Below are 24,098 nucleotides of genomic sequence, written 5' to 3' on the forward strand. Positions count from 1 at the left end.
CCATTTCATCAGTTCCTATTTTTCTAATCGTAACACAAAATTTGTTAGTAGACTCATTACTATGTCAAATCTTTTAACAATATTTATTGTGAAATTGACAAACATGTGAAAGGTGGATTTTTTATGAAACCAAACATTGGACGAGTGGATGCCTTATGTCGAATTTCATTGGGCTTTACAGTACTTGCATGGTCTACTGCTAAGCTTGTTCGAAAACCAAGCCACAATCTCCCGTTATTTGCTGCTATGATAGGTGGAATGAAAGTGGCAGAAGGAATTACACGTTTTTGCCCACTTGTTTATATGGCAGAGCATAAAATGGTCGCGGTGCAAGCTCATGCATCTCATGACCGAAGTTGCCATCATGACGAAAACCAACAGAACCACGTCGTTAACTAACTCGCAACAAAGACCAAAGACATTGTTATTTTTTATGACTGTCCTTACACGTCCTTAGATAGATAAGTCAACGCACAATTTTTTCTTCTTTATGAGCCGAGCCATTGCACCTACTTTTTGGACACGCTTTTATAACAAATAAAAGCCGTATAAGATCAAAACAATCTTATACGGCTTATAATTTATTATTTTCAGAGGTGATATCTATGTTCAACATTCAAGAATACGCTACAGATACTCTTTTTGTCTATATCATGGTGATTGGTAGTATCGTTGCACTTATTTATTTGTTCATGAAGAGGAAACGCTCGAAATAGCTTTGTTTGCAATATCCTTACGATAAAACAAACCATCTGGACTAACGTTACTTACTTGTTCATATACACGTTGCTGCGCATCAAGCAAAGAACCTTTTTTAGTTGCAAGAAGTAAAACTCGCCCACCGTTTGTTTTCCATTCTCCGTCTTCCTTTTTCGTTCCAGCATGAAAAACAAGAACGTCTTCTGAAAGCTCGTCAAGCCCCTTGATAACCGTCCCTTTTTCATAAGTACCAGGGTACCCTTCACTTGCTAAGACAATGCCGACTACCTCTTCCTCTGACCAATCGAGTTCAGGTGTCTTCCCATCAAGTAACGTGGTAAAAACCGTGACAAGATCAGAATTCAATCTTGGTAGAACGACTTGAGTTTCTGGATCACCAAAGCGTGTATTGAATTCAATCACCTTTGGTCCAGCTGAAGTCATCATTAAACCAGCATATAAGATTCCAGTAAAAGGAGTTCCTTCTTTAATCAATGCGTTAGCAGTTGGTTGCAAGACTTTTTCTACGGCTTCTTCCACATCATCATTTGAAAACTGTGGAACTGGTGAATAAGCACCCATTCCACCTGTATTAGGACCGTTATCTCCATCTAGCGCTCTTTTGTGATCTTGCGCCCCAACCATTGGAATAACCGTATCGTTATGAACAAACGCCATTAATGAAAGTTCTTCCCCTTCGAGGTATTCTTCAATAACGACTTGTTCACTTGCTGCACCAAAGGCCTGATCATTTAACATCGCTGAAAGAGCATTGATCGCTTCCTCTTCTGTCATTGCAACAACAACGCCTTTACCCGCTGCTAGACCATCTGCTTTAATAACAATTGGAGCACCTTGCTCTTTTACATAGGCAACTGCCTTATCATAATTCGTAAACGTTTCATAGCTGCCTGTTGGAATATCGTACTTTTTCATAATTGATTTAGCAAAGGATTTACTTCCCTCTAGTAAAGCAGCTTCTCTTCTCGGTCCGAACACGCGCAAACCTTCATCTTGGAACCGATTCACTACTCCTTGGAGTAACGGAACCTCAGGACCAACAATTGTCAGACCTATTTCCTGTTTTTTCGCAAACGCAACGAGCTCATCAAAATTGTTTTCCTCAATTTTGATGAGTGTTGCTACATCGACCATCCCATCATTTCCTGGTGCAACAAATACTTCTGTTACTTGGTCACTTTGAGCAACTTTCCAAGCAATTGCGTGTTCGCGACCGCCACTACCAATAATCAGAACTTTCATAAGTCCCTCTCCTTTATCAATTAATGTTTAAAGTGTCTGACTCCTGTCATCACCATTGCAATTCCGTACTTATTCGCCATTTCAATTGATTCCTCATCACGAATCGATCCACCCGGTTGAATAATCGCTGTAACGCCTGCTTTTCCAGCTAATTCAACCGTATCTCCCATCGGGAAGAATGCATCTGACCCTAGAACCGCACCTTCAATTCGCTCGCTCGCTTGCGTAATCGCAATATCAGCAGCTCCAACACGGTTCATTTGTCCAGCCCCAACTCCAACAGTCATTAACCCGTTTGTTAAGACGATCGCATTCGATTTCACATGCTTCACGACTTTCCAAGCAAGCTTAAGTGCTTCCCACTCTGCATCTGTTGGTTTTCGATCTGTTGGAATCGAAACGGTAGCATCATCTAGACCAAAATGGTCCTCTTCTTGAACAAGTAGACCACCATGAATCGATGTTAGCATCGCTTCTGGTTGTTCTTGCTTATTCATCGGAACTGTTAATAGTCGTAAATTCTTCTTAGCTGTTAACACATCTAATGCTTCTTGAGTGAACGATGGAGCAATAATGATCTCAAGGAAAATCTCCTTCATTTTTAAAGCAGTCGCTTCGTCGATTTCACGGTTTGCTGCAACAATTCCACCGAAAATTGAGACAGAATCTGCTTCATATGCACGTCCATATGCTTCTCCAATTGTTTTTCCTGTTCCAACTCCACATGGGTTCATATGCTTCACTGCTACAACAGCTGGTTCTGTAAATTCTTTTACAATTGCAAGAGCAGCATCAGCATCGTGAATATTATTATAAGAAAGTTCTTTTCCGTGTAATTGGTTTGCACTTGCAATCGAACTTTCATCCGCTAATGGCTTTTTATAGAATGTTGCTTTTTGATGAGGGTTTTCTCCATAACGCAACCCTTGCTTACGCTCATAAGTTACCGTAAACGTTTCTGGTTCAGCTTCTCCTACAGCTTCCGTTAAATATTCAGCAATCAGTGCATCATAGGCAGCTGTATGTCTGAATACCTTTGCAGCTAGGCGCTGTTTCGTTTCCAATGTTACGTCGCCTTTTGAAAACTCATCAATAACCGTTTGGTAGTCTGTCGGATCTACAACTACTGTTACATGTTGGTGATTCTTTGCTGCAGCACGTAACATACTAGGACCACCAATATCAATGTTTTCAATTGCATCAGCAAATGTGCAATCAGGCTTGGCGATCGTTTCTTTAAACGGGTACAAATTCACGACAACAAGATCAATAGGTGAAATATTGTGATCAGCAAGTTGCTTTTGATGTTCTTCGCGTTCTCTCATGGCAAGCAATCCACTATGTATATTAGGGTGGAGTGTTTTGACTCTTCCATTTAAAATCTCTGGAAAGCCTGTTACCTCAGAAATACCAATAACCGGTATACCCGCCTCTTGTAGTGCTTTACTTGTTCCGCCAGTAGATACTACTTCAAATCCTTGTTCAACAAGCGCTTGAACAAATTCCACAATTCCATCTTTATTTGAGACGCTCACCAATGCTCTTCTTTTACTCATCACTTATCCAACCTCTCCATACGATGTTCTGATATTATTGTTTGCAATGTTTTTGGGTACAATTTATGTTCAACTGCTTGTACCTTTTCCTGCAGAGAACCCACTGTATCATCCGCTTCAACTCTAACTGCCTCTTGCGCAATGATCTGCCCTGTATCCATTCCAGCATCAACGTAATGAATTGTCACACCTGTTACTTTCACTTGTGCCAAAAAGGCTTGCCCAATAGCATCAAGTCCTGGAAACGAAGGGAGCAAGGAAGGATGGATATTAACAATCCTTCCTTCATAGGCATTTAACAATGTAGAGCCAATTAATCGCATATATCCTGCCAAAACGACAAATGTGATATCTCTTTTCTTTAATTCATCCACAATTTCTTGTTCAAATTCAGCTTTCTTTTTATATGACTTTGGATCAAATGAAAACACCGGAATGCCATGCTTATTCGCTCTTTCGATCACTTTCGCCCTGCGATTATCCGTTACAATCAAGTCAACCTCAGCATCAAGGAGTCCTGTTTTTGCAGCACGAATGATCGCTTCCGCATTCGTTCCACTCCCTGAGGCGAAAATAGCAATTTTCATTACTCAATGCCCCCAATTGTTACACCAGATCCATCTTGAACTTGTCCAATAATATATGCAGATTCGCCGTTTTCTTCAAGTAAGCGAAGAACATCGACATGCTCCTCTTTTGGAACAACCACGACCATTCCAATTCCCATATTAAACGTTGAGAAAAGTTCTTTATCCGTTAATTCGCCGTACTTTTGTAACAACGTGAAGATTGGTGGGATCGGCCATGATCCGTTATCAATACGAACGCTCACTCCTTCTGGTAACATACGCGGAATGTTCTCGTAAAAACCACCACCGGTAATATGAGCCATTCCGCGAACTGTATGTTCACGCAAACAAGCAAGTAACGGTTTCACATAAATTTTTGTCGGTGTTAATAGCTCCTCACCAAGCGTCTTTCCTAATTCCTCCACTTGTTGATCCAAGCTAAACGAATGATCATGTAATAAAATTTTCCGCACTAACGAGAAGCCATTACTATGAAGACCACTTGAAGACAGACCGATGACAACATCACCAGATTGAATCGCCTCACCATTAATAAGGTTCTTCTTCTCAACAGCCCCAACAGAAAAGCCAGCTAAATCATATTCATCCTCGCTGTACATGCCTGGCATTTCGGCTGTCTCACCGCCAACAAGGGCACATCCTGCTTGTTCACAGCCATCTGCAACACCTTTTACAATGGCTTCTAAACGTTCAGGAACCGCTTTTCCACATGCAATGTAATCTAGGAAATAAAGAGGTTCTGCCCCTTGTACAACAATATCATTGACACACATTGCAACCGCATCAATCCCAATCGTGTCGTGACGGTCGAGCATAAAGGCAAGCATAAGCTTTGTCCCAACTCCATCAGTTCCTGAAACGAGTACCGGCTCCTTCAGATTTAATGTAGACAGATCAAACATTCCACCAAAGCCACCCAGTGACCCCATTACACCAGAACGCTTTGTTCTTGCTACATGACTCTTCATTCGCTCTACTGCTTCGTACCCTGCCTCAAGGCTGACCCCTGCTTTTTTATAAGCTTCTGACATTCTTATTGCTCCCTTCTCCTCTAAACCTTTGCGTATGGATGTAACGTGTCTGGATAAATTTCTGTCGGATACTCACCCGTAAAGCAGGCTAAGCATTGCCCACAATTAGATGTATTATCTGAACGTCCAATCCCTGTTTTTAAGCCTTCTACTGATAAAAATGCTAATGAATCTGCGCCCATAATCTCTTGCATCTCTTCTAGCGAATGGTTTGCAGCAATTAACTCACCTGAATTAGACGTGTCAATTCCGTAAAAACAAGGATTCTTAATTGGAGGGGAACTGATTCGTACATGCACCTCTTTTGCTCCCGCTTCACGCAACATATTCACAATTCGTCTACTTGTCGTCCCACGTACAATCGAATCATCAATCATGACAACACGTTTGCCTTCAACAACCCCACGAACAGCAGACAGTTTCATCTTCACACCTTGCTCACGTAATTCTTGAGATGGTTGGATAAACGTACGTCCAACATAACGGTTTTTAATCATACCAAGCTCATAAGGAATACCCGCTTGTTCTGCATACCCGATTGCCGCTGAAATACTTGAGTCAGGAACACCTGTGACAACGTCTGCCTCTACAGGCGCTTCAATCGCTAGCTGTTTCCCTAGACTTTTTCTAGATGTATGAACATTAATTTCATCGACATTGCTATCAGGTCGCGCAAAGTAGACATACTCCATACTGCAAATAGCTCTCGTTGCCGTACCTGAAAATCTCGTTGATCGTAATCCATTATCATCGATAATGACTAACTCTCCAGGTTCTACTTCACGTTCATACGTTGCCCCAATTAAATCGAATGCACATGTTTCAGACGCAACAACGTAAGCATCACCTAGTCTACCAATTGAAAGTGGACGAAGACCATTAGGATCCAATGCGACCATCAGTTGCTTTTCGTTTAGAACCGCTAAAGCGTAAGCCCCCTTAAGCATTTCCAGTGAGTTTCGAAGCTGCCCCTCTAGTGTGTTATAGCCACTACGCTTAATCAAATGAGCAACAACCTCTGTATCAGAAGTTGATTGAAAGATACTTCCTTGGCTTTCAAGTTGATGCTTCATACTATTCGCATTGACAAGATTTCCATTATGAGCAATCGCTAAGCTTCCTGTTTGCGAGCGGAAAAGAAGGGGTTGCACATTCGCAAATCCCCCTCCGCCAGCTGTCGCATAACGGACGTGACCAATTGCTGCATGTCCACTTAATCTTTCAAAATCATCTGGACTAAAGACATCATTTACAAGACCTAACCCTTTATGAACCTTCAATTGTTCCCCGTCTGTTACAACAATTCCAGCTCCTTCTTGACCGCGGTGCTGTAAACTATGAAGACCGTAATACGTAAGATGTGCTGCATCCTTATGTCCCCAAATAGCAAACACACCACATTCTTCATTTAAGCCTTTGATTTCAGCAAACATGGAATGGCTCCTTTCCAAGCCGTTACGATTTCATCCTGAGTCGTTTCAAGGATGACACATTGTTCATCATTTTTTATTTGAAGCGTTTTTGCATCCGTTACTTCCCCAATTTTTGTAGCTGCAACGAGTTGTTCAAACTTCTCTGCTTTGTCACTTGGAACCGTCACAATAAAACGAGATTGTGATTCAGCAAATAAAGCTGCTGTTGTTTCACCTGGTAATGCTACACTAGCTCCAACTTCGCCCGATGTCATACATTCAGCAAGTCCAACAGCTACTCCACCCTCAGCTACATCATGCGCTGATGCGACAAGCCCTGAACGAATGGCTTTTAAAAGTTGCTTTTGAAGTCTCTTTTCAAGCTCTAAATCAAGAGTTGGCGCTTTTCCAGAAATATCGCCTTCAACTAGCTTTTGTAACTCACTACCACCAAACTCTGGCTTTGTCTTACCAACAAGGTACACTACGTCTCCAGCTTGCTTAAAGCCTTGAGTTGTAATATGGTCCGTGTCTTCAATTAAACCAACCATCCCAATAACTGGTGTTGGATAAATGGCAACACCCGCTGTTTCGTTATAAAGTGATACATTCCCTCCAATTACAGGTGTTTCAAGAACGCGACAAGCCTCACTCATCCCATCTGTTGACTTCTCTAGTTGCCAGAAGATTTCAGGTTTATCAGGGCTTCCGTAATTTAACCCGTCTGTTAGTCCAAGTGGCACCCCACCGGAGCAAACGACATTACGCGCTGCTTCAGCAATGGCAATTTGTCCACCTACTTCTGGATCAAGATACAAATAGCGTGAATTACAATCTGTTGTCATAGCAAGAGCTTTTCTTGTCCCACGAATACGAACAACAGCAGCATCAGAACCTGGCTCTACGACTGTATTTGTTTGAACCATGTAATCATATTGATCATAAACCCATTCCTTACTAGCAATAGTAGGTTGAGCTAATAACGTAAGCAAAGTCTCTTTGTAATCTTCAACAACAGGCGTTTTTGATTCTTGTTGTTGGAACTTCTCATAATAAGCAGGAACACTAGATGGCTTATGGTACACTGGCGCTTCTTCTGCTAAAGCATCTACTGGTAAGTCTGCTACTACTTCTCCTTTATGAAGAAGACGAAGACGCTTATCATCAGTTACATGTCCAACCTCTGCTGAAAGTAATCCCCAACGATCAAAGATATCCTTAATTTCTTGTTCACGACCTTTTTCTACAACGATTAACATACGCTCTTGAGATTCAGAAAGCATCATCTCGTAAGGCGTCATACCTTGTTCACGTTGTGGAACTAGATCTAAATTCATTTCAATCCCAGATCCAGCCTTACTTGCCATCTCTGCAGATGAAGAAGTTAATCCAGCAGCACCCATATCTTGAATACCAACAAGAGCATCATTATGAATTAATTCTAAACATGCTTCAAGAAGTAGTTTTTCCATAAAGGGATCTCCTACTTGAACAGCTGGTCGCTTCTCATCAGAATCTTCACCAAGTTCTTCTGAGGCAAACGTTGCACCATGAATTCCATCACGACCCGTGCTTGCACCAACGTACATAACCGTGTTGCCAACACCTTTAGCTTGTCCTTTTTGGATATCTTTATGGTCGATTAAGCCAACACACATCGCATTTACTAGTGGATTCCCTTCATAGCAAGGGTCAAATTGAATTTCTCCCCCTACGGTTGGAACACCCATACAGTTTCCATATCCAGCAATTCCTGCTACGACCTCTTCAAACAGGTAACGTACACGTGGAGATGTTAACTCCCCAAATCGTAAGGAATTTAGTAACGAAATTGGACGAGCTCCCATTGAAAAAACATCACGAAGGATACCGCCAACACCTGTTGCAGCACCTTGATAAGGTTCAATCGCTGAAGGATGGTTGTGACTTTCGACTTTGAACACGACTGCTTGTTCATCACCGATATCAATGATCCCTGCTCCTTCACCTGGCCCTTGTAAAACACGTTCTCCTTCTGTTGGGAACTTCTTTAAAAGCACTTTTGAATTTTTATAACTACAATGTTCCGACCACATTACTGAGAAAAGACCGGTTTCTGTATAGTTCGGAGTGCGGCCAAGAATGTCTTCGACCATTGCAAACTCCTCATCTGTTAAGCCCATTTCTCTATAAATCTTCTCCTCTTTCACTCGCTCAGCTGTTGGTTCAAGAAGTAGTGACATGAGATTCCCTCCAATTTCGTACAATCGATTGAAATAAACGTAAACCATCTTCGCTACCAAGTAATGATTCTACGGCACGCTCAGGGTGCGGCATCATTCCTAATACATTTCCACGCTCATTTGTAATTCCTGCAATATCTGCTTTTGACCCGTTAATTGCTTGCGCATAACGGAAGACAACTTGGTTCTTCTCTTCTAGTGTAGCTAATGTCTGTTCATCACACTCATAGTTTCCTTCACCATGTGCAACAGGAACTGAAATCACTTCATCCTTTTGATAGCCTGCCGTAAACATCGTTTCATTGTTTTCAACGACAAGTTCAACTGGACGACAAATGAATTTCAACCCATCATTACGCTTCATCGCTCCTGGAAGTAAACCTAATTCAAGTAACATTTGAAAGCCATTGCATACGCCAAGCACTGGTTTACCTGATTCTGCAAATTGTTTAACAGCTTCCATAATCGGTGCAAAGCAAGCAATCGCACCTGAACGTAAATAATCTCCATACGAAAATCCTCCAGGTAACAAGACACCATCAAATCCCTCTAGAGACGTTTCATCATAACGAACATAAGCAACCTCTTCTTTTAATGCATCCTGAATCGCAAAAAACATATCTGAGTCACAATTTGAACCAGGAAATACGATCACCGCAAATTTCATGAAGGAACAACCTCCTCGATTTCATAACGATAATCCTCGATTACTGTATTAGCTAACAGCTTTGAACACATTTCGTCAATACGCTTTTCAACGTCATCTGTATTTTTTAAAGTTAATTCCATGTATTTTCCGATCCGAACTTCTTCAACTTCTTTATATTCCATTGTATGAAGAGCACGTTTCACCGCTCCTCCTTGTGGATCTAGAACACTTTCTCGTAACGTTACATAAACTTTTACTTTGTACATGATGCGCCTCCTAAGCGTGATAAAATTTCTTGATATCCCTCTTGTAAACTTCCTAAATTTCTTCTAAATAAGTCTTTATCAAAACGTTGATTTGTTTCTTTATCCCATAAGCGACAAGTATCTGGCGAGATTTCATCAGCAAGTAAGATTTCTCCTGCATTTGTACGTCCAAACTCCAACTTAAAATCAATTAAGCGAACGTTCATGTTATCAAATAACGTAATCAAATGTTTGTTTACTTCTAACGCTTTCTCTCTTAATACGGATAAATCTGAGCCCGATGCGGCTTTTAAAATGGCAATATGATCTTCTGTCACAAGAGGATCTCCTAGCGCATCGTCCTTGTAGTAGAATTCAACGATTGGTTCAGCAAGTGCTGTCCCTTCTTCAATTCCTAGACGCTTTGCCATACTACCAGCAACTACATTACGAACGACAACTTCCAAAGGAATAATCTCTACTTTTTTTACAAGCTGTTCGGTTTCAGATAGTCTTTTGATGAAGTGGCTTTCTACACCATTTTTTTGTAAGTACGCGAAGATTAAGGACGTAATTTCATTATTCAATCGCGCTTTCCCTGATAGTGTCTCTTTTTTCTCTCCGTTAAATGCAGTTGCATCATCTTTATAACTAACCCAAAGCTCTCCTTCAATTGCTGTTTTATAAATTTGCTTTGCTTTGCCTTCATATAGTAAGACGCCTTTTTTCATGAATTTCCCCTCCGAAAACTGAAATATTGGAATTTAAATGTTGAAGAGGGATCCCCCTCTTATTGTTAAAGAGGAAATCCCCCTCTTTTTAATTCTTACGCTTCTAACCCCACTCTTGTAAAAATCGTATCTACGTGCTTAAGGTGGTGCTCATAGTTGAAGCAATCTTCAATCTCATCAGGAGTTAGAACACTTGTAATTCTCTCTTCTGCTTCGACTAATTCACGGAACTGAATTCCTTTTTCCCATGCTTCCATTGCCTTCGGTTGAACAAGATCATAAGCTTCTTCACGAACCATTCCCTTATTGATCAACGAAAGAAGAACGCGTTGAGAGTAAATTAAACCGTATGTGCGTGTCATGTTACGTTTCATGTTTTCAGGGAATACAGTTAAGTTTTTCACAATGTTCCCAAAACGATTCAGCATATAATTTAGCGCAATCGTCGCATCAGGAAGAATAATACGCTCAGCTGATGAATGAGAAATATCGCGTTCATGCCATAATGGAACATTTTCATATGCAGTCATCATGTACCCACGAATGACTCGAGCTAAGCCAGTCATATTCTCAGACCCAATTGGATTACGTTTATGAGGCATTGCAGATGAGCCTTTTTGACCTTTGGCAAAGAACTCTTCTACTTCTCTCGTTTCACTCTTTTGTAAACCACGAACTTCAACAGCAAACTTCTCGATTGAAGTGGCAACAAGTGCAAGCGCCGCTAAATAATCAGCATGACGGTCACGTTGCAACGTTTGTGTTGAAATTGGTGCTGCTTCAAGTCCTAACTTTTCGCATACAAATTTCTCAATTGATGGATCAATATTTGCAAATGTGCCAACTGCACCTGAAAGCTTTCCAACGCGAACTCCTTCAGCGGCTTGTTTGAAACGCTCTAAATTACGTTTCATTTCCTCATACCAAAGTGCTAACTTCAATCCAAATGTAGTCGGTTCAGCATGCACACCGTGAGTACGTCCCATCATAACGGTGTACTTATATTCCACGGCTTTCTCTTTTAGAATGTCAATAAAGCGTTCAATGTCCGCAAGTAAAATTTCATTTGCTTGCTTTAAAATATAAGATAAAGCTGTATCCACTACATCCGTTGAGGTAAGACCGTAATGAACCCACTTTCTTTCTTCTCCTAAAGTCTCTGATACCGCACGTGTAAATGCAACGACATCATGACGCGTTTCTAGTTCAATTTCATTAATTCGGTTAATATCAAAGCTTGCATTTTCACGAATTTTTTCAACATCTTCTTTTGGAATGTCCCCAAGTTCTGCCCAAGCTTCACAAGCGACGATTTCTACTTCCAACCATGCTTGAAATCTATTTTCCTCTGTCCAAATAGCTCCCATTTCAGGGCGAGTATAACGTTCGATCATCTAAAACCAGCCTCCGACTTTTATCTAACGATAAGTATTTTTTCTATGTTTATAAGGAAAAACTTGCCTTTTTGGATAACTTCTTTATTTTAGCACATTCGTCTGTTGCAAACGTGTTAGCTTCTCACAAGCCTCTTCAACTGTAAGAGCTGTTGCAGTCAAATGGCCCATCTTTCGCTTCATTTTCGCCTCTTTTTTTCCATAAAGGTGAAGTTTCACATTACCTAAATTCTTGGTTTCCTCAAGTACATGAGTTAATTCTTCGCCAAGGATGTTCTCCATCACAACAGGAGACCATAATGTCGTTTTCCCAAGTGGCAATCCGCACACCGCTCTTATATGTTGTTCAAACTGTGATGTTTCACAAGCCTCAATTGTATAATGACCTGAATTATGTGGTCGCGGTGCGAGTTCATTGACATATAATCTGCCATCTTCAAGCATAAAAAGCTCGACAGCCAGTGTCCCAACTACATCTAATCCGGTCACAATCTGAAGTGCTAGCTCTTTAGCCTGTTCACAGACAGCTTCTTCAATTCTTGCTGGTACATGCGAACGGAACAAAATATTCTCTCGATGTTCATTTTCTGATACAGGGAAAACGGATGTTTCACCATTTCTAGATCGTGTGACAATGACCGATAGCTCTAATGAAAAAGGAATCCAAGCCTCAAGCACACATTCCCCACTTTCAAGTAAATCGGAAGCCCCTTGCTTAAGTTGCTCTACATCATGAACAACTTTTTGGCCTTTCCCGTCATATCCGCCTCGGCACGTTTTTAACACCGCTGGAAAATCTAATTTATCGGCTGCCTTATCGATATCATTTATTGAGCGAATGGCATGAAAGGGAGCAAGCGGAACCCCAAGTGATTGAATCGCTTCTTTTTCCTTTAAACGGTGTTGGGTAATTCCTAATACCTTCGCCCCTTGTGGAAAATCAGCCTGTTCAGTAAGCCACTTGGCTGTTTGTTTATCTATGTTTTCAAATTCATATGTGATGACATCTGAAACCTCAGCTAGTCTTTTCGCACCTTCAATATCATCATAAGCTGCTTCAATAACAATGTCTGCAACTTGTCCACATGGAGAATCTTCTGTTGGCTCAAGTACAGCAATGCGGTATCCCATTTGCTTTGCTGAAATTGCCATCATTCGTCCTAGTTGCCCACCACCGATTATGCCTATCGTTGCTCCCGGCTTAACAACCCGACTCATAGTTCATCACTACTTTCTATAACAGTACGCTTTGTCTTTTCTCTCCTTGTGTTTAATCGATCAGCAATATCTGCTTGAAACGCCCCAAGGATTTGCGCCGCAAGCAAACCAGCATTAGTGGCACCGGCCTTCCCAATCGCAACCGTTGCAACAGGAACTCCTCCAGGCATTTGAACAATGGACAAGAGCGAATCTAAACCTTGTAGCGCTTTTGATTGAACAGGGACACCAATAACAGGCAATGTTGTCTTTGCTGCAACCATTCCAGGTAAATGCGCTGCACCACCTGCGCCTGCAATAATAACTTTCAACCCTCTTTTTCTTGCCTCTTCAGCATATTGAAACATCAAATCCGGAGTACGATGGGCAGAAACTACTTTCTTTTCGTACGGTATTTCTAACTCATCTAATACATCACATGCAGCTTTCATCGTTTCCCAATCAGACGTACTTCCCATGATTACACCAATTTCAGGATTCATTGTCGCTCTCCTCCATTATTCATTGATATATATATATATTGCTCATTTTCACATAAAAAAAACGCAGAACACTTTCTTCATCTACTCAATCTTGAGAGAAAGGAAGCCACTTCTGCGCTTTCATACGGATACAGAAAACGCAATCTCTGTATCTACCACTTTCCCTCATAGTCCGACTATTTAAGGCAATCGGGTAGAAACTTATGGACCATATCTCCAGATTATATGAGGTCGTATTTCGTTTTTTGTTCATTCTTATAGGTATATCTTACAAGCAACACTAGTAGCTGTCAACAAAATGTCGAACGTTTTAAAATGTCAGACTTTTATCGTTCGCTTTCTATTAGAATTCCTTCAAATATTATCTGTTGCCTGATCGGAACATATTCTTTTGTCGAATTCATAGGTTCTTCCTTAAAGATTGGTTTTTCCATTCGTCTAATAGGTTGATACCCTTCTGCCTTCATTCGATCTAAACAATCTTCAATTGTTTCAGACTCTTGTACTTCAAATCGCTCTTTCCTTTTTTTCGCCAAATTGCTTCCCTCCGATATTCAACTCTTATGTCAGTAATGATAGCCTCCCTCGTTATTCTTGATCAAGTATTTTCTGTGAAAACTTATCAATACATTTGTATTATTCCTCATATGTAGGAACAAACCTTCTACGCTTTTTAAAGACATCTTTGTAGTTGGTCGCATTTTCAAGTGCTTTTTCCTCAACCTTTATACGTATAGATAGAACGAGACCATTCATCATTGTAAAAAGGATAGCAGTCCAATAAGCTTGAAAAATCAAAGGGAGACAAGCCAATTCAGTCACTACAATGACATAGTTTGGATGACGAAGGTAACGATACGGACCTTTTGCAGCCACTTTTGCACCAGGTAGTATCATGATTCTCGTGTTCCAAAATCTACCTAATGCAGACAAAGTCCAAACCCGACCAATCTGCGCAAGAAGAAACATACATAAAGGTGCGACTGCCCAAAAGACAAAATGACTGTCTATAACGGTAACTTCTATTAATAATGAAATAAAAAAAAGAGCATGCAAAGCAACGATGTACTTATAATGATCCTTTCCTGCCTCATAACCACCCTGACTCTTTATCCACCTAGCATTACGATTAGCTATGATCACTTCAACAATTCTTTGTGTAATAACAAGAACAATAAATAAGTAAATGGCGAACATTAGTGCATCCCCTTCCATTGTAATAAGACTAATTCCGAGCAAAAACCTGGACCAAGTGCTGCCATTAAACCGTATTCTCCCTGTACGTGTTCTTGTATCATAAATTGTTCAAGAACATACAAAACGGTCGGTGAGGACATATTTCCGTGCAGCTTGAGAATTTCCTTCGATACATTCGTCATTTCTTCATCTAATTCCAGCGCCTCTATGTAGGCCTCTAACACTTTCTTCCCACCTGGGTGCGCTATAAACGAAGATAATTGATTCATTTCTATCTTGTTGTCCGTCAGAAAAGTTTCTACATTTGGTCCTAACCATTCTTTAATGATCGCCGGTATATCTCTTGAGAAGACAACATGCAACCCTGAATCTTTTACATCCCATCCCATGACATCTTCAGAATCTGGCATTAAGGTAGACTGAGTTGCAACAATATGTGGTCGTAAAGCTTTTTTTGATTGTTTCACAAGATGCGATTCCTCTCCAACGACAAGTGCACATGCTACTCCATCTGCGAATAAAGATGTGCCGACAAGATTGCTTTTAGAGCGATCATTCCTTTGAAACGTCAAGCTACATAATTCCACACATACTACTAATACACTTTCTCTCGGAAATGCTCTGCAATACTCATAAGCCCGACTAACCCCTGCTGCTCCCCCCGCACACCCGAGCCCCCATAGTGGGATTCTTTTTGTATGGGCAGAAAAAGAAAGTCTATTCATAATACGAGCGTCTAAGCTTGGCGTAGACATTCCTGAACTCGAGACCAGTATGATCGCATTAATGTCTTCAACATCAACCCCGTCCTTAACAAATACTGAATTCGTTAGACATTGCTTAATGACGCTTGTACAAAATGTCGTAGCTAGTTCAATATATAGATCATTTTTTTCCTGCAAAGAATGATTTGTTTGAAACCAATTCAAAGGGACGGCAAATTGCCGTTCATCAATCTGACCATTTGCAAACACTTTTAATAAACGTTCAATATCGTCAAAGCTGTCACTAAACAACTCTCTAGCAAATTCAGTTGTTGTATTTTGATCCAACGTATGAGGGGGATTATACGTACTAATGGAGACAATAGAAGGCATTCGGCTGCACCTACCCTACTCAGTAATTTACTGTTAGGTTCACCAAAAGTTGGCTTATCATTCAGTAAAATGGTAACTACATTTAAGATGCTTACGTTTAAATTTTTTTATTTGCCTAAATCCTACTGATGTTTGCCTTTGGAACTATATAAGTTATTTGTCAACTTTTATTCGACTCAGAGGGAAGCCTCTAACTACCCTCGGCTCTGAAGATTGTTGATTTTATCAACTCTCTTCTGCTTGGTTCATAAAAAAATCTCAGCACGACAAAGCCGGGCTGAGGTCCTGACTATTTTATAGCGCCTTATCTATTTGCCAACTAGAATCCGTCCCTCTTTTAGCTCTTTGAATCACGACCGCAATGATAGCTATACCAATAGCAACAAAATCCATATAGACGTTTGAATTGATCAAGGTTAGTGATGCAACTAACAACAGCACTCGAACGATCCAGTTTGTGCTAGCACCTGCAAACCATCCTTGAACCATTGCTGCTAAGAAGTAAATTCCAACCGATGCTGTGATCACTGCTAGAATGATACTTCCGGCTGAACCGATCATCATGATTTCAGGACTATAGATAAACATGAACGGTACGATAAACGCAGCAATCCCTAACTGAAACGCGGTGACGCCGGTTTTAAATGGATCGGTACCTGCTACCCCTGCTGCTGCATAAGCTGCTAGTGCAACTGGTGGCGTAATCGCCGACATGACTGCATAATAGAAGACAAACATATGAGCAGATAATGGCTCAAGTCCCATTTGAATAAGACCCGGTGCCACAACAGAAGCAGCAACTGCATACGCAGCTGTTGTCGGCATTCCCATACCTAAGATAATGGAGATTAACATTGCAAAGAATAAAGCAAGAAGCATGTTGTTATCAGCAAGGCCTAGTAACATTGAGCTGAAGCGTTGTCCTACTCCTGTTAATGCAATAACCCCTACGATAATACCAGCACACGCACAAACGGCAAGTAACTGAATCGTATTTTTCATACCGAGTTCAAGCGCTTGTAATACTTTTTTCAATCCCATACGAGTACTTGGATGAATCCAACTTACAACTAAACAAGCAAGGATCGCTACTGTACCAGAACGAATAACAGAGAATCCCATTAATAATGCTCCAATTAAGATGATAATCGGAATGAACAAGTACGCTTGCTTCATAATCCCTTTTAAAGGTGGTAATTCACTACGCTTTAAGCCTCTCATATTGTTTTTAATCGCTTGAAAATCGACCATAAAGTAAACAGATAAGAAGTAAAGCAATGCAGGAATTGTTGCTGCAATAATAATCTCTGAATATTTGATTCCCGTAACCTCAGCCATAATAAAGGCACCGGCACCCATAATTGGAATCATAATTTGACCACCAGCAGATGCCGTTGCTTCGGTCGCTGCAGCAAATTGGCCTTTATAACCAACACGTTTCATTAACGGAATCGTAAGGGAACCTGTTGCAACCGCATTACCTGCTGACGTCCCGTTCATCATCCCCATTAATCCACTCGAGATAACGGATACTTTCGCTGGTCCCCCTCGCATCCCCCCTGCTAGGGAGAAAGCAAAGTCGATAAAGTAACGACCGACACCAGACATTTGTAAAAATGCACCGAAGACTATGAAGAGTAAAATATATTTCGAAGAAACGTCTAACGTAACACCGAATATTCCATTATCCTTATAAATATATGTGACAAAACGATCGAAGCTGTAGCCACGATGATTTAAAATACCAGGTAAATAAGGACCGACAAATGCATATAAAGAGAAAACACCAGCGAGTATTGGGAGTGTCCATCCGCTTGTACGACGAGTTAACTCCAATACCACGATGAACCCTAGTATAGCAACGATCGTATCATGCGTTTGCGGCACCGTACCAAAACGACTTAATACCGCATTCAGGTTCGTATAAATATAAAACGTCACATAAAGGATCGACGCAATTAGTAGCCAGTCAAAAATCGTAACTTTGTTCGAGGTTGCTTTCCAGCCTTTAAATAGAATGAACCCTAATACTGCCCCAAAAGCTAAGTGAATACTTCTAAAAATCATTGGGTCGATTGGATGAAAATTTAAGATATATAGATGAAATAATGCCCCAAATACGGCAATTGACATGAACGTATATTTCAGCCATCCAGATAATACCCTTATATTTGAACCTTCAACCGCTTCTTCAAGCTCTTTTGCTTTATCATCGCTGACAATTGATTGAACTTCTTCTTTTTCAAGTTGATTGTTGTTTTTGTCTTTGCTCAAAGGAATAACCTCCCCATTTGAATTTCTACCTATTAATAGAACTCCTCTCTTAATGAAAAGAGAGTTTTTAAAATGGTATTCAAAAAGATAACGGATTCTTTTTGATACTTTTTTGAATATCATTTTGGTTAAAATGTTCACTCTCCTATGAACGAAGAGTGAACACTAGATTATTAGTTTTGATACTCAGCTGGATAAACTAATTCTGGTAAATCAATTCCGATTTCTTCGTAGTATTTAATCGCACCAGGATGTAATGGTACAGTTTCGTTAAGTAAAATTGTTTCTGGAACTGCTTCTTTAGCTGATGAATGTGTTGTTACTAAAAGATCGTTATTTTCGTGATATGCTTTTACTAGGTCATAAACAAAGTCAATGTTCATTGTTTTATGAACGATACCAAAGTTGAACTGAGCGATTGTCTCAATGTCATCATGGTCAATATTTTCATATGTTCCTGCTTCAATTGTGTAAGGTGTGAAGAATGGAAAATTCTCAATAACTTGATCACGTTGCTCTCCGTCGATACCAAATAAGTTGATATTACGTAATGCAGCTACCTCTTGTACAGCTGGAATTGGAAGACCTGCAGCAAAACCAATGACGTCAAGCTGGCCATCTTGTTGTTGACTCGCCATATCACCAGCACCCGCATAAACAGGTGTCGCATCTAATCCAAGAAGCTCATGAATTTGTGGTAAGTACGTACCAGAAGTCCCCCCCATAGGACCTACACCTGTACGACTAATTCCTTGTTCTGCAATATCATCAAGAGATGCAACACCACTTGATTCTAAAGCCCACCAGTGAAACGGTGTATAATACATTGGGAATACGACGCGAATATCCTCATGCGGACTTCCCTCAAATTCTGACCCAACACCATTAATTGCTTCGTATCCTGGTCCCGTTGTAATCATCCCAAGATCTTGATTTCCAGCTTGAATTAAACGAATGTTATCAACTGGTCCACCTGTTACCTCAACGTTAGCGGTAACGCCAAGCTTGCTTTCTAGAAGTTGACCAAGTCCGCCTCCATAAATATAGTACACTCCACCTTGTGATGCTGTACCTATGACAACAGTTGACGGTGCATCCTGGTATTCAACAGTTTCACCTGCATCACCACCTGAATCAGCGTCACCGTTATCTGCTGGTGTACTTGATTCACTACCTCCACATGCCGTAGCAAACACTAATCCTAAACTTGCAACCGCTGTTAGCATTGAATGCTTTAAAATTTTTTTCATTGCTTGTTCCCCCTTATATATAACTTTTTTCTAACTATTCAAATTATAAAGCGCTTTCACACCCTTGTCTGGATTTGAACTTAATATTCTTTTTGGTCTTTTTGGTCTCGGAACTAAGAATAAGAATCTCAGCAATGCGGTTGTAAAAGGTGTTTTCCCACACCACCAATGCAAAAAGAGCAAAAATCTTATAAAGACTTTTACTCCTTTTGATCTAGATTTCTATAAACCTCATTCATAATCTCTTGACCTATGGCATGAGAATGTTTTCGATAAACTGGTTCTAATTTTTCTCTCCATATAACCTTTTCTTCTTCGGTTAAATAATAAACTTTAGTTAAACCGCTCGCAGCAACTCGCTCTAACATTTCTTTGTTGTGAGTCTTGGCGTAGATCCGCAACCATTCTGTCACTTCATCCATCGCTTCGATTATATTCTTTTGATGTTCAACAGGTAAGGCGCTCCAATACTCCTGATTCATCAGAACCGCATAACCTAAATAATTATGATTACTTACGGTCATATACTTTTGCTTTTGATAAAATCCTTTTGAAAAAATGTTGGAGAGTGTATTTTCCGTCCCGTCGACTCGTTTATCACTTAGGACTTCATACACTTCATTAAAAGGATAAATGCGAGGACGTGCTCCTAATGTACGATACGTATCGATTAACACGTCACTTGGCATCACTCGAAAAGACAAACCCTCTACATCAGCTGGTTCTATAATAGGTCTACTATTGTTCGTCATTTGCTTAAAGCTATTATCCCAGTAGGCAATTCCTTTATAGCCCTTTTTTTCAATACTTTCAAATAATAGTTCTCCTATCTTACCTTCAAATACGTCTTTTACCATCTCTTCATTATTAAAAAATAATGGCAAGTCCATTACCTTCCATTTTTGATCATGAATGGTAATCTCAGAAAAGGCGGGAGCAATCAAATGAACATCATTTTTCATTAAAGCGTCAAATTCTTCTTGTGCTTCATACAACATTCCATTTGGAAATACTTGCACTTCGACCCAACCATCTGTTTTCTCGCTTACTAATTGAGCAAACTTTGCTGCAGCTATCCCTTTTGGTGTATTCTCAGCGACCACGTGGCTGAATTTCAACACATACTTTTCATTTAATCCTTCTAGTTCTTTATCAACTGCAGTTGGCTTATTATTAACATATACACCAAATCCAATGTGAAAGGCCGTAATAATCCCAATACATAAAAACGACATTATCACCAAAAATCCTTTCATCGCCCTTCACCCTTCAACCGGTACATTTGAATTGGTCGACCAATGGCGCCGTATGTTAATTCCATTTCTACTTTTCCAATCGATTCTAAATAATTCAAATACCTTCTTGCCGTCACTCTCGCCAGCCCCACATTGCTACCTATTTCTTCTGCTGACTTAGAGTCTTTCATTTTGCTTAGATAGTTATAGATTTGATTTAGCGTCTGTTCATGTAACCCTTTTGGTAAATCTGCTGATGACTTTAGCTCGTCTTTTTTTTGTGTTGACAAGACTTCATCTAATTTATCCTGAGTCATCGGCACGTCTTGATTTAGTTGACTTTGAACATCTATATATTGCTTGAAAGCTTGCTTTAAACGTTCAAATGTAAAAGGTTTTACAATATAATCAATGACTCCATAACGTAACAATGCTTTAACCGTCTTTGTATCATTTGCTGCTGTAACAGCAATGATATCGACATCTACTTTCTCTTGCCGCAAATCTTGAATTAAGGAGAGCCCATCTTGCCCAGGCATAAAAATATCCAATAACACAATGTCTGGGTTAAGAAGTTCAATTTGCTTTTTCCCCTCTAATCCTGTGGAAGCAACACCAACAACTATGACCCCGTCTATTTTCTCAATAAACATCCGGTTCACTTGTTGAACCATTGGATCATCTTCAACAAGTAAAACGTGAATAGACTCATTCTGTTTTTTACTCATTTGTCTCCTCAACCCCTCTCATCATTGGCAATGTAATGATAAACTCTGTCCCTTTTTCCACACCGCTATTAATGTCAATCTGACCATCGACCCGTGATACAATCGAATGAATTAAAAATAGGCCGATTCCTCTTCCTTCCTTTTTCTTCGTTGAAAAACCTCTTGAGAACACACTTTCTATAATTTCACTAGGAATCCCACTGCCATTATCCGATACTCTAATGAGTAACTGTTGTTCCTCTTCCTTTAACAGCAAATGGACTTCCTTTGTTACTTCGGAAAAGTCAGCTAAAGCATCAAAGCTGTTATCAACTAAGTTTCCTATAATAACGACTAAATCATGATTTGTAATACCTTCTGGGAAATCAGTAAATTCACTATTCTTATTTATCTTTAATGTAATCCCTAATTCTTTTCCTCTACTTACTTTTCCTAGTAGTAACCCTGCTATATTATCATCATGAATTTGCTGCATAAGCATTTGCGATAAACTAGTTTGTTCTTCTGTCAAATCGAAGATATATTCAAGTGCCTTTTGCCCTTCTTCTAACTGAATTAATCCAGCTATCGTATGAAGTTTATTTGAATATTCATGACTTTTAACGCGTAATGCTTCCACAAAGGCTTGTACTCCCGTTAATTCCTGCGCTAAACGATTTACCTCTGTCCTGTCTTGGAAAATGGCCACTGCACCAACTGTTTTATCTCCCACTGTGATCGGAATTCGATTACTTAAAATGGCTCTGTTTTGAACATATAAGTCACGTTGATAAAGCGGTTTTCCTAGTTCTAAAATTTCTGGCAGCTTAGTATCAGGTATTACCTCTTGTATTTTCGCACCTATTATTTTCTCATTTTCATTTAAGCTTAGCATGTTTAGTGCAGCGCTATTTATAACAGTAATCCTCTCTTGATCATCAATTGCAATGACACCCTCATGAATCGCATTAAAGGTAGCTGTCCTTTCAACTAATACACGTGCTAACTCTTCAGGCTCCATCTCAAATGTTTGCTTTCTAATATGATTAGCTAACAGCCAAGCACCCCATACTCCAAAAAGTGTTGTAATGAGAGCGATTACAAATATTGTATGACGAAATTCATATAAAATATCTTTTACGGTCGGTAAAACATTTCCGACGACCACGACTCCAATTTGTTCTTGTGCTTGATCAGGTTTCTTAATTGGAACAAACGCTCTTACTGAAGTTATATCATCAGCTACTTGCGCCTTTGAAACATAAATATGCTCTGTAAAAGCAGGCCCCTCATCACCCCCATCAAACTGCGTATTCATGCGCTCTTGGATCGGGTGTGTCAAACGGATTCGATCCATATTTAGAATGACAATATAATCATGATCGTTTATCACTCTTATTCTCTCTACAACCGGTTGCAGTCTTTCAGATGCGTGCTCGGACTCTATATTTTGCTGTACGATTGGATTTTGCGCTACAAGTTGTCCCGTGATCATTGCACGTTGTGATAACTGGTCTTCTTTTACATTTAAAAGGTAACCTATCAAAATAATGCCTACAATTAATAAAGTAAATGCAACAATTCCAAAGGATAATCCTGTTATTTTCCACCGAGTCGGTATATTTACATATTTATTCACTAGGCTATACCTCATTCGACTTTTTTCTCTCTTAACTATATCACATGATGTTTAATAGAATAGGTTTTCAGTTTTAATAGGGTGTTGAAATTTTAACCAGTTAGTGAGAACGAGTTGTGAGACTGGGCCTTATGTCAACCATGTTGTCATTCAAAAGATTCACCTGTGTAAAAAAAGCTACTGTTAACCCTAAAGGTTAACCTAATACTCCAAACATTGCAGAACTTAATATTTGAGAATAAAAGCTCTTTTGCTCCCTTCCTCATTTCATACATAGAAAAAAGCATTCCTCATTGGAATGCTTTTAGGTGCCTGGCAACGTCCTACTCTCACAGGGGGAAGCCCCCAACTACCATCGGCGCAAAAGAGCTTAACGACCGTGTTCGGCATGGGAACGGGTGTGACCTCTTTGCTATCGCCACCAAACTATAATGGTATTTTTCAAAAATACCTTGAAAGAAGTGATTCCTTCAAAACTAGATAATGCGTAATAGAAACATCAAGAATTATATATTGGATAAGTCCTCGACCGATTAGTATCTGTCAGCTCCACGTGTCGCCACGCTTCCACACCAGACCTATCAACCTCATCATCTCTAAGGGGTCTTACTGGATTAACTCCATGGGAAATCTCATCTTGAGGGGGGCTTCATGCTTAGATGCTTTCAGCACTTATCCCGTCCACACGTAGCTACCCAGCTATGCTCCTGGCGGAACAACTGGTACACCAGCGGTGTGTCCATCCCGGTCCTCTCGTACTAAGGACAGCTCCTCTCAAATTTCCTGCGCCCGCGACGGATAGGGACCGAACTGTCTCACGACGTTCTGAACCCAGCTCGCGTACCGCTTTAATGGGCGAACAGCCCAACCCTTGGGACCTACTTCAGCCCCAGGATGCGATGAGCCGACATCGAGGTGCCAAACCTCCCCGTCGATGTGGACTCTTGGGGGAGATAAGCCTGTTATCCCCAGGGTAGCTTTTATCCGTTGAGCGATGGCCCTTCCATGCGGAACCACCGGATCACTAAGCCCGACTTTCGTCCCTGCTCGACTTGTAGGTCTCGCAGTCAAGCTCCCTTATGCCTTTGCACTCTTCGAATGATTTCCAACCATTCTGAGGGAACCTTTGGGCGCCTCCGTTACTGTTTAGGAGGCGACCGCCCCAGTCAAACTGCCCACCTGACACTGTCCCTGAACCGGATCACGG

General features: G+C 40.4%; 22 protein-coding genes, 2 rRNA genes and 1 riboswitch. Of the genes, 2 read left to right on the forward strand and 22 right to left on the reverse strand.

Annotated features, from left to right (window positions below):
- Positions 1-123 precede the first annotated feature (123 nt).
- Positions 124-399 carry a YgaP family membrane protein gene (locus SAZ04_RS04835; RefSeq protein ID WP_332691860.1) on the forward strand — a complete coding sequence of 92 codons (276 nt, stop codon included), beginning with the start codon at positions 124-126 and terminating at the stop codon, positions 397-399.
- Between the two features lie 254 nt (positions 400-653).
- Entirely contained in the window at positions 654-716 is a 63-nt protein-coding gene (locus tag SAZ04_RS23370; protein ID WP_431308963.1) for a hypothetical protein, read from the forward strand.
- On the opposite strand, the gene purD is transcribed toward SAZ04_RS23370, so the two are convergent.
- The 22 genes from purD to SAZ04_RS04945 all read right to left on the reverse strand — a co-directional run.
- Positions 691-1,962 (reverse strand): phosphoribosylamine--glycine ligase, encoded by a 1,272-nt coding sequence (gene purD, locus SAZ04_RS04840; RefSeq protein ID WP_332691863.1) that lies wholly within the window; start codon positions 1,960-1,962, stop codon positions 691-693. The two genes, SAZ04_RS23370 and purD, sit on opposite strands and share 26 nt — an antisense overlap.
- A gap of 20 nt (positions 1,963-1,982) precedes the next feature.
- Complete coding sequence (purH, locus tag SAZ04_RS04845) at positions 1,983-3,518, reverse strand: bifunctional phosphoribosylaminoimidazolecarboxamide formyltransferase/IMP cyclohydrolase (RefSeq protein ID WP_332691866.1); 1,536 nt, start codon at positions 3,516-3,518, stop codon at positions 1,983-1,985.
- On the reverse strand, positions 3,518-4,105 hold the full coding sequence (gene purN / locus SAZ04_RS04850) for a phosphoribosylglycinamide formyltransferase (RefSeq protein ID WP_332691870.1): 588 nt from the start codon (positions 4,103-4,105) through the stop codon (positions 3,518-3,520). The genes purH and purN overlap by 1 nt, the downstream gene beginning before the upstream one ends.
- A complete protein-coding gene (purM, locus tag SAZ04_RS04855) occupies positions 4,105-5,139 on the reverse strand; it encodes a phosphoribosylformylglycinamidine cyclo-ligase (RefSeq protein WP_332691873.1) in 1,035 nt (344 codons plus the stop codon). Before purM ends, purN begins: the two co-directional genes overlap by 1 nt.
- 20 nt (positions 5,140-5,159) lie before the next feature.
- Positions 5,160-6,572 carry an amidophosphoribosyltransferase gene (gene purF / locus SAZ04_RS04860; RefSeq protein ID WP_332691876.1) on the reverse strand — a complete coding sequence of 471 codons (1,413 nt, stop codon included), beginning with the start codon at positions 6,570-6,572 and terminating at the stop codon, positions 5,160-5,162.
- Positions 6,548-8,773 carry a phosphoribosylformylglycinamidine synthase subunit PurL gene (purL, locus tag SAZ04_RS04865; RefSeq protein ID WP_332691879.1) on the reverse strand — a complete coding sequence of 742 codons (2,226 nt, stop codon included), beginning with the start codon at positions 8,771-8,773 and terminating at the stop codon, positions 6,548-6,550. Before purL ends, purF begins: the two co-directional genes overlap by 25 nt.
- Positions 8,757-9,440, reverse strand: coding sequence for a phosphoribosylformylglycinamidine synthase subunit PurQ (gene purQ / locus SAZ04_RS04870; RefSeq protein ID WP_332691883.1), 684 nt, complete (start codon positions 9,438-9,440; stop codon positions 8,757-8,759). The genes purL and purQ overlap by 17 nt, the downstream gene beginning before the upstream one ends.
- Positions 9,437-9,688, reverse strand: coding sequence for a phosphoribosylformylglycinamidine synthase subunit PurS (purS, locus tag SAZ04_RS04875; RefSeq protein ID WP_332691886.1), 252 nt, complete (start codon positions 9,686-9,688; stop codon positions 9,437-9,439). The genes purQ and purS overlap by 4 nt, the downstream gene beginning before the upstream one ends.
- Complete coding sequence (purC, locus tag SAZ04_RS04880; RefSeq protein ID WP_332691888.1) at positions 9,676-10,398, reverse strand: phosphoribosylaminoimidazolesuccinocarboxamide synthase; 723 nt, start codon at positions 10,396-10,398, stop codon at positions 9,676-9,678. The genes purS and purC overlap by 13 nt, the downstream gene beginning before the upstream one ends.
- A 95-nt stretch (positions 10,399-10,493) precedes the next feature.
- Positions 10,494-11,792 (reverse strand): adenylosuccinate lyase, encoded by a 1,299-nt coding sequence (gene purB, locus SAZ04_RS04885; RefSeq protein ID WP_332691891.1) that lies wholly within the window; start codon positions 11,790-11,792, stop codon positions 10,494-10,496.
- Positions 11,793-11,876: 84 nt separating this feature from the next.
- The gene (purK, locus tag SAZ04_RS04890; protein WP_332691894.1) at positions 11,877-13,010 is read right to left on the reverse strand and encodes a 5-(carboxyamino)imidazole ribonucleotide synthase; all 1,134 of its coding nucleotides are present in this window, start codon (positions 13,008-13,010) and stop codon (positions 11,877-11,879) included.
- On the reverse strand, positions 13,007-13,492 hold the full coding sequence (gene purE / locus SAZ04_RS04895; protein WP_332691897.1) for a 5-(carboxyamino)imidazole ribonucleotide mutase: 486 nt from the start codon (positions 13,490-13,492) through the stop codon (positions 13,007-13,009). Before purE ends, purK begins: the two co-directional genes overlap by 4 nt.
- 148 nt (positions 13,493-13,640) lie before the next feature.
- Positions 13,641-13,741: riboswitch (purine riboswitch) on the reverse strand.
- A gap of 77 nt (positions 13,742-13,818) precedes the next feature.
- Positions 13,819-14,028: an NETI motif-containing protein gene (locus tag SAZ04_RS04900; RefSeq protein ID WP_332691900.1), complete on the reverse strand. Its 210-nt coding sequence runs from the start codon at positions 14,026-14,028 to the stop codon at positions 13,819-13,821.
- A 100-nt stretch (positions 14,029-14,128) separates the two neighbouring features.
- Positions 14,129-14,689 carry an isoprenylcysteine carboxyl methyltransferase family protein gene (locus SAZ04_RS04905; protein WP_332691903.1) on the reverse strand — a complete coding sequence of 187 codons (561 nt, stop codon included), beginning with the start codon at positions 14,687-14,689 and terminating at the stop codon, positions 14,129-14,131.
- On the reverse strand, positions 14,689-15,786 hold the full coding sequence (locus SAZ04_RS04910; protein ID WP_332691905.1) for a type III polyketide synthase: 1,098 nt from the start codon (positions 15,784-15,786) through the stop codon (positions 14,689-14,691). The genes SAZ04_RS04905 and SAZ04_RS04910 overlap by 1 nt, the downstream gene beginning before the upstream one ends.
- Positions 15,787-16,080: 294 nt before the next feature.
- A complete protein-coding gene (locus tag SAZ04_RS04915) occupies positions 16,081-18,060 on the reverse strand; it encodes a TRAP transporter permease (protein ID WP_332691908.1) in 1,980 nt (659 codons plus the stop codon).
- A 173-nt stretch (positions 18,061-18,233) separates the two neighbouring features.
- The gene (locus SAZ04_RS04920) at positions 18,234-19,310 is read right to left on the reverse strand and encodes a TAXI family TRAP transporter solute-binding subunit (RefSeq protein WP_332691913.1); all 1,077 of its coding nucleotides are present in this window, start codon (positions 19,308-19,310) and stop codon (positions 18,234-18,236) included.
- A 200-nt stretch (positions 19,311-19,510) separates the two neighbouring features.
- Positions 19,511-20,566 (reverse strand): DctP family TRAP transporter solute-binding subunit, encoded by a 1,056-nt coding sequence (locus SAZ04_RS04925; RefSeq protein WP_332691916.1) that lies wholly within the window; start codon positions 20,564-20,566, stop codon positions 19,511-19,513.
- Complete coding sequence (locus SAZ04_RS04930) at positions 20,563-21,273, reverse strand: response regulator (protein WP_332691919.1); 711 nt, start codon at positions 21,271-21,273, stop codon at positions 20,563-20,565. The genes SAZ04_RS04925 and SAZ04_RS04930 overlap by 4 nt, the downstream gene beginning before the upstream one ends.
- The gene (locus tag SAZ04_RS04935; RefSeq protein WP_332691922.1) at positions 21,266-22,891 is read right to left on the reverse strand and encodes a sensor histidine kinase; all 1,626 of its coding nucleotides are present in this window, start codon (positions 22,889-22,891) and stop codon (positions 21,266-21,268) included. The genes SAZ04_RS04930 and SAZ04_RS04935 overlap by 8 nt, the downstream gene beginning before the upstream one ends.
- A gap of 310 nt (positions 22,892-23,201) precedes the next feature.
- Positions 23,202-23,317, reverse strand: a 5S ribosomal RNA gene (gene rrf / locus SAZ04_RS04940).
- 87 nt (positions 23,318-23,404) lie between these two features.
- A 23S ribosomal RNA gene (locus SAZ04_RS04945) occupies positions 23,405-24,098 on the reverse strand; the annotation flags it as partial.

The organism is Halalkalibacter lacteus, assembly GCF_036663595.1.
In the GTDB taxonomy this organism is placed as follows: domain Bacteria; phylum Bacillota; class Bacilli; order Bacillales; family Bacillaceae_D; genus Halalkalibacter; species Halalkalibacter lacteus.

Coding starts and splice junctions, on each gene's coding strand:
- purH (WP_332691866.1), bottom strand. CDS start 3,518: ATGAGTAAAAGAAGAGCATTGGTGAGCGTCTCAAATAAAGATGGAATT.
- SAZ04_RS04835 (WP_332691860.1), top strand. CDS start 124: ATGAAACCAAACATTGGACGAGTGGATGCCTTATGTCGAATTTCATTG.
- purS (WP_332691886.1), bottom strand. CDS start 9,688: ATGTACAAAGTAAAAGTTTATGTAACGTTACGAGAAAGTGTTCTAGAT.
- purQ (WP_332691883.1), bottom strand. CDS start 9,440: ATGAAATTTGCGGTGATCGTATTTCCTGGTTCAAATTGTGACTCAGAT.
- purL (WP_332691879.1), bottom strand. CDS start 8,773: ATGTCACTACTTCTTGAACCAACAGCTGAGCGAGTGAAAGAGGAGAAG.
- purK (WP_332691894.1), bottom strand. CDS start 13,010: ATGAGTCGGGTTGTTAAGCCGGGAGCAACGATAGGCATAATCGGTGGT.
- purN (WP_332691870.1), bottom strand. CDS start 4,105: ATGAAAATTGCTATTTTCGCCTCAGGGAGTGGAACGAATGCGGAAGCG.
- purF (WP_332691876.1), bottom strand. CDS start 6,572: ATGTTTGCTGAAATCAAAGGCTTAAATGAAGAATGTGGTGTGTTTGCT.
- purM (WP_332691873.1), bottom strand. CDS start 5,139: ATGTCAGAAGCTTATAAAAAAGCAGGGGTCAGCCTTGAGGCAGGGTAC.
- purB (WP_332691891.1), bottom strand. CDS start 11,792: ATGATCGAACGTTATACTCGCCCTGAAATGGGAGCTATTTGGACAGAG.
- purC (WP_332691888.1), bottom strand. CDS start 10,398: ATGAAAAAAGGCGTCTTACTATATGAAGGCAAAGCAAAGCAAATTTAT.
- SAZ04_RS04905 (WP_332691903.1), bottom strand. CDS start 14,689: ATGTTCGCCATTTACTTATTTATTGTTCTTGTTATTACACAAAGAATT.
- SAZ04_RS04910 (WP_332691905.1), bottom strand. CDS start 15,786: ATGCCTTCTATTGTCTCCATTAGTACGTATAATCCCCCTCATACGTTG.
- SAZ04_RS04920 (WP_332691913.1), bottom strand. CDS start 19,310: ATGAAAAAAATTTTAAAGCATTCAATGCTAACAGCGGTTGCAAGTTTA.
- SAZ04_RS04930 (WP_332691919.1), bottom strand. CDS start 21,273: ATGAGTAAAAAACAGAATGAGTCTATTCACGTTTTACTTGTTGAAGAT.
- purE (WP_332691897.1), bottom strand. CDS start 13,492: ATGAATCCTGAAATTGGTGTAATCATGGGAAGTACGTCTGATTGGGAA.
- purD (WP_332691863.1), bottom strand. CDS start 1,962: ATGAAAGTTCTGATTATTGGTAGTGGCGGTCGCGAACACGCAATTGCT.
- SAZ04_RS04925 (WP_332691916.1), bottom strand. CDS start 20,566: ATGAAAGGATTTTTGGTGATAATGTCGTTTTTATGTATTGGGATTATT.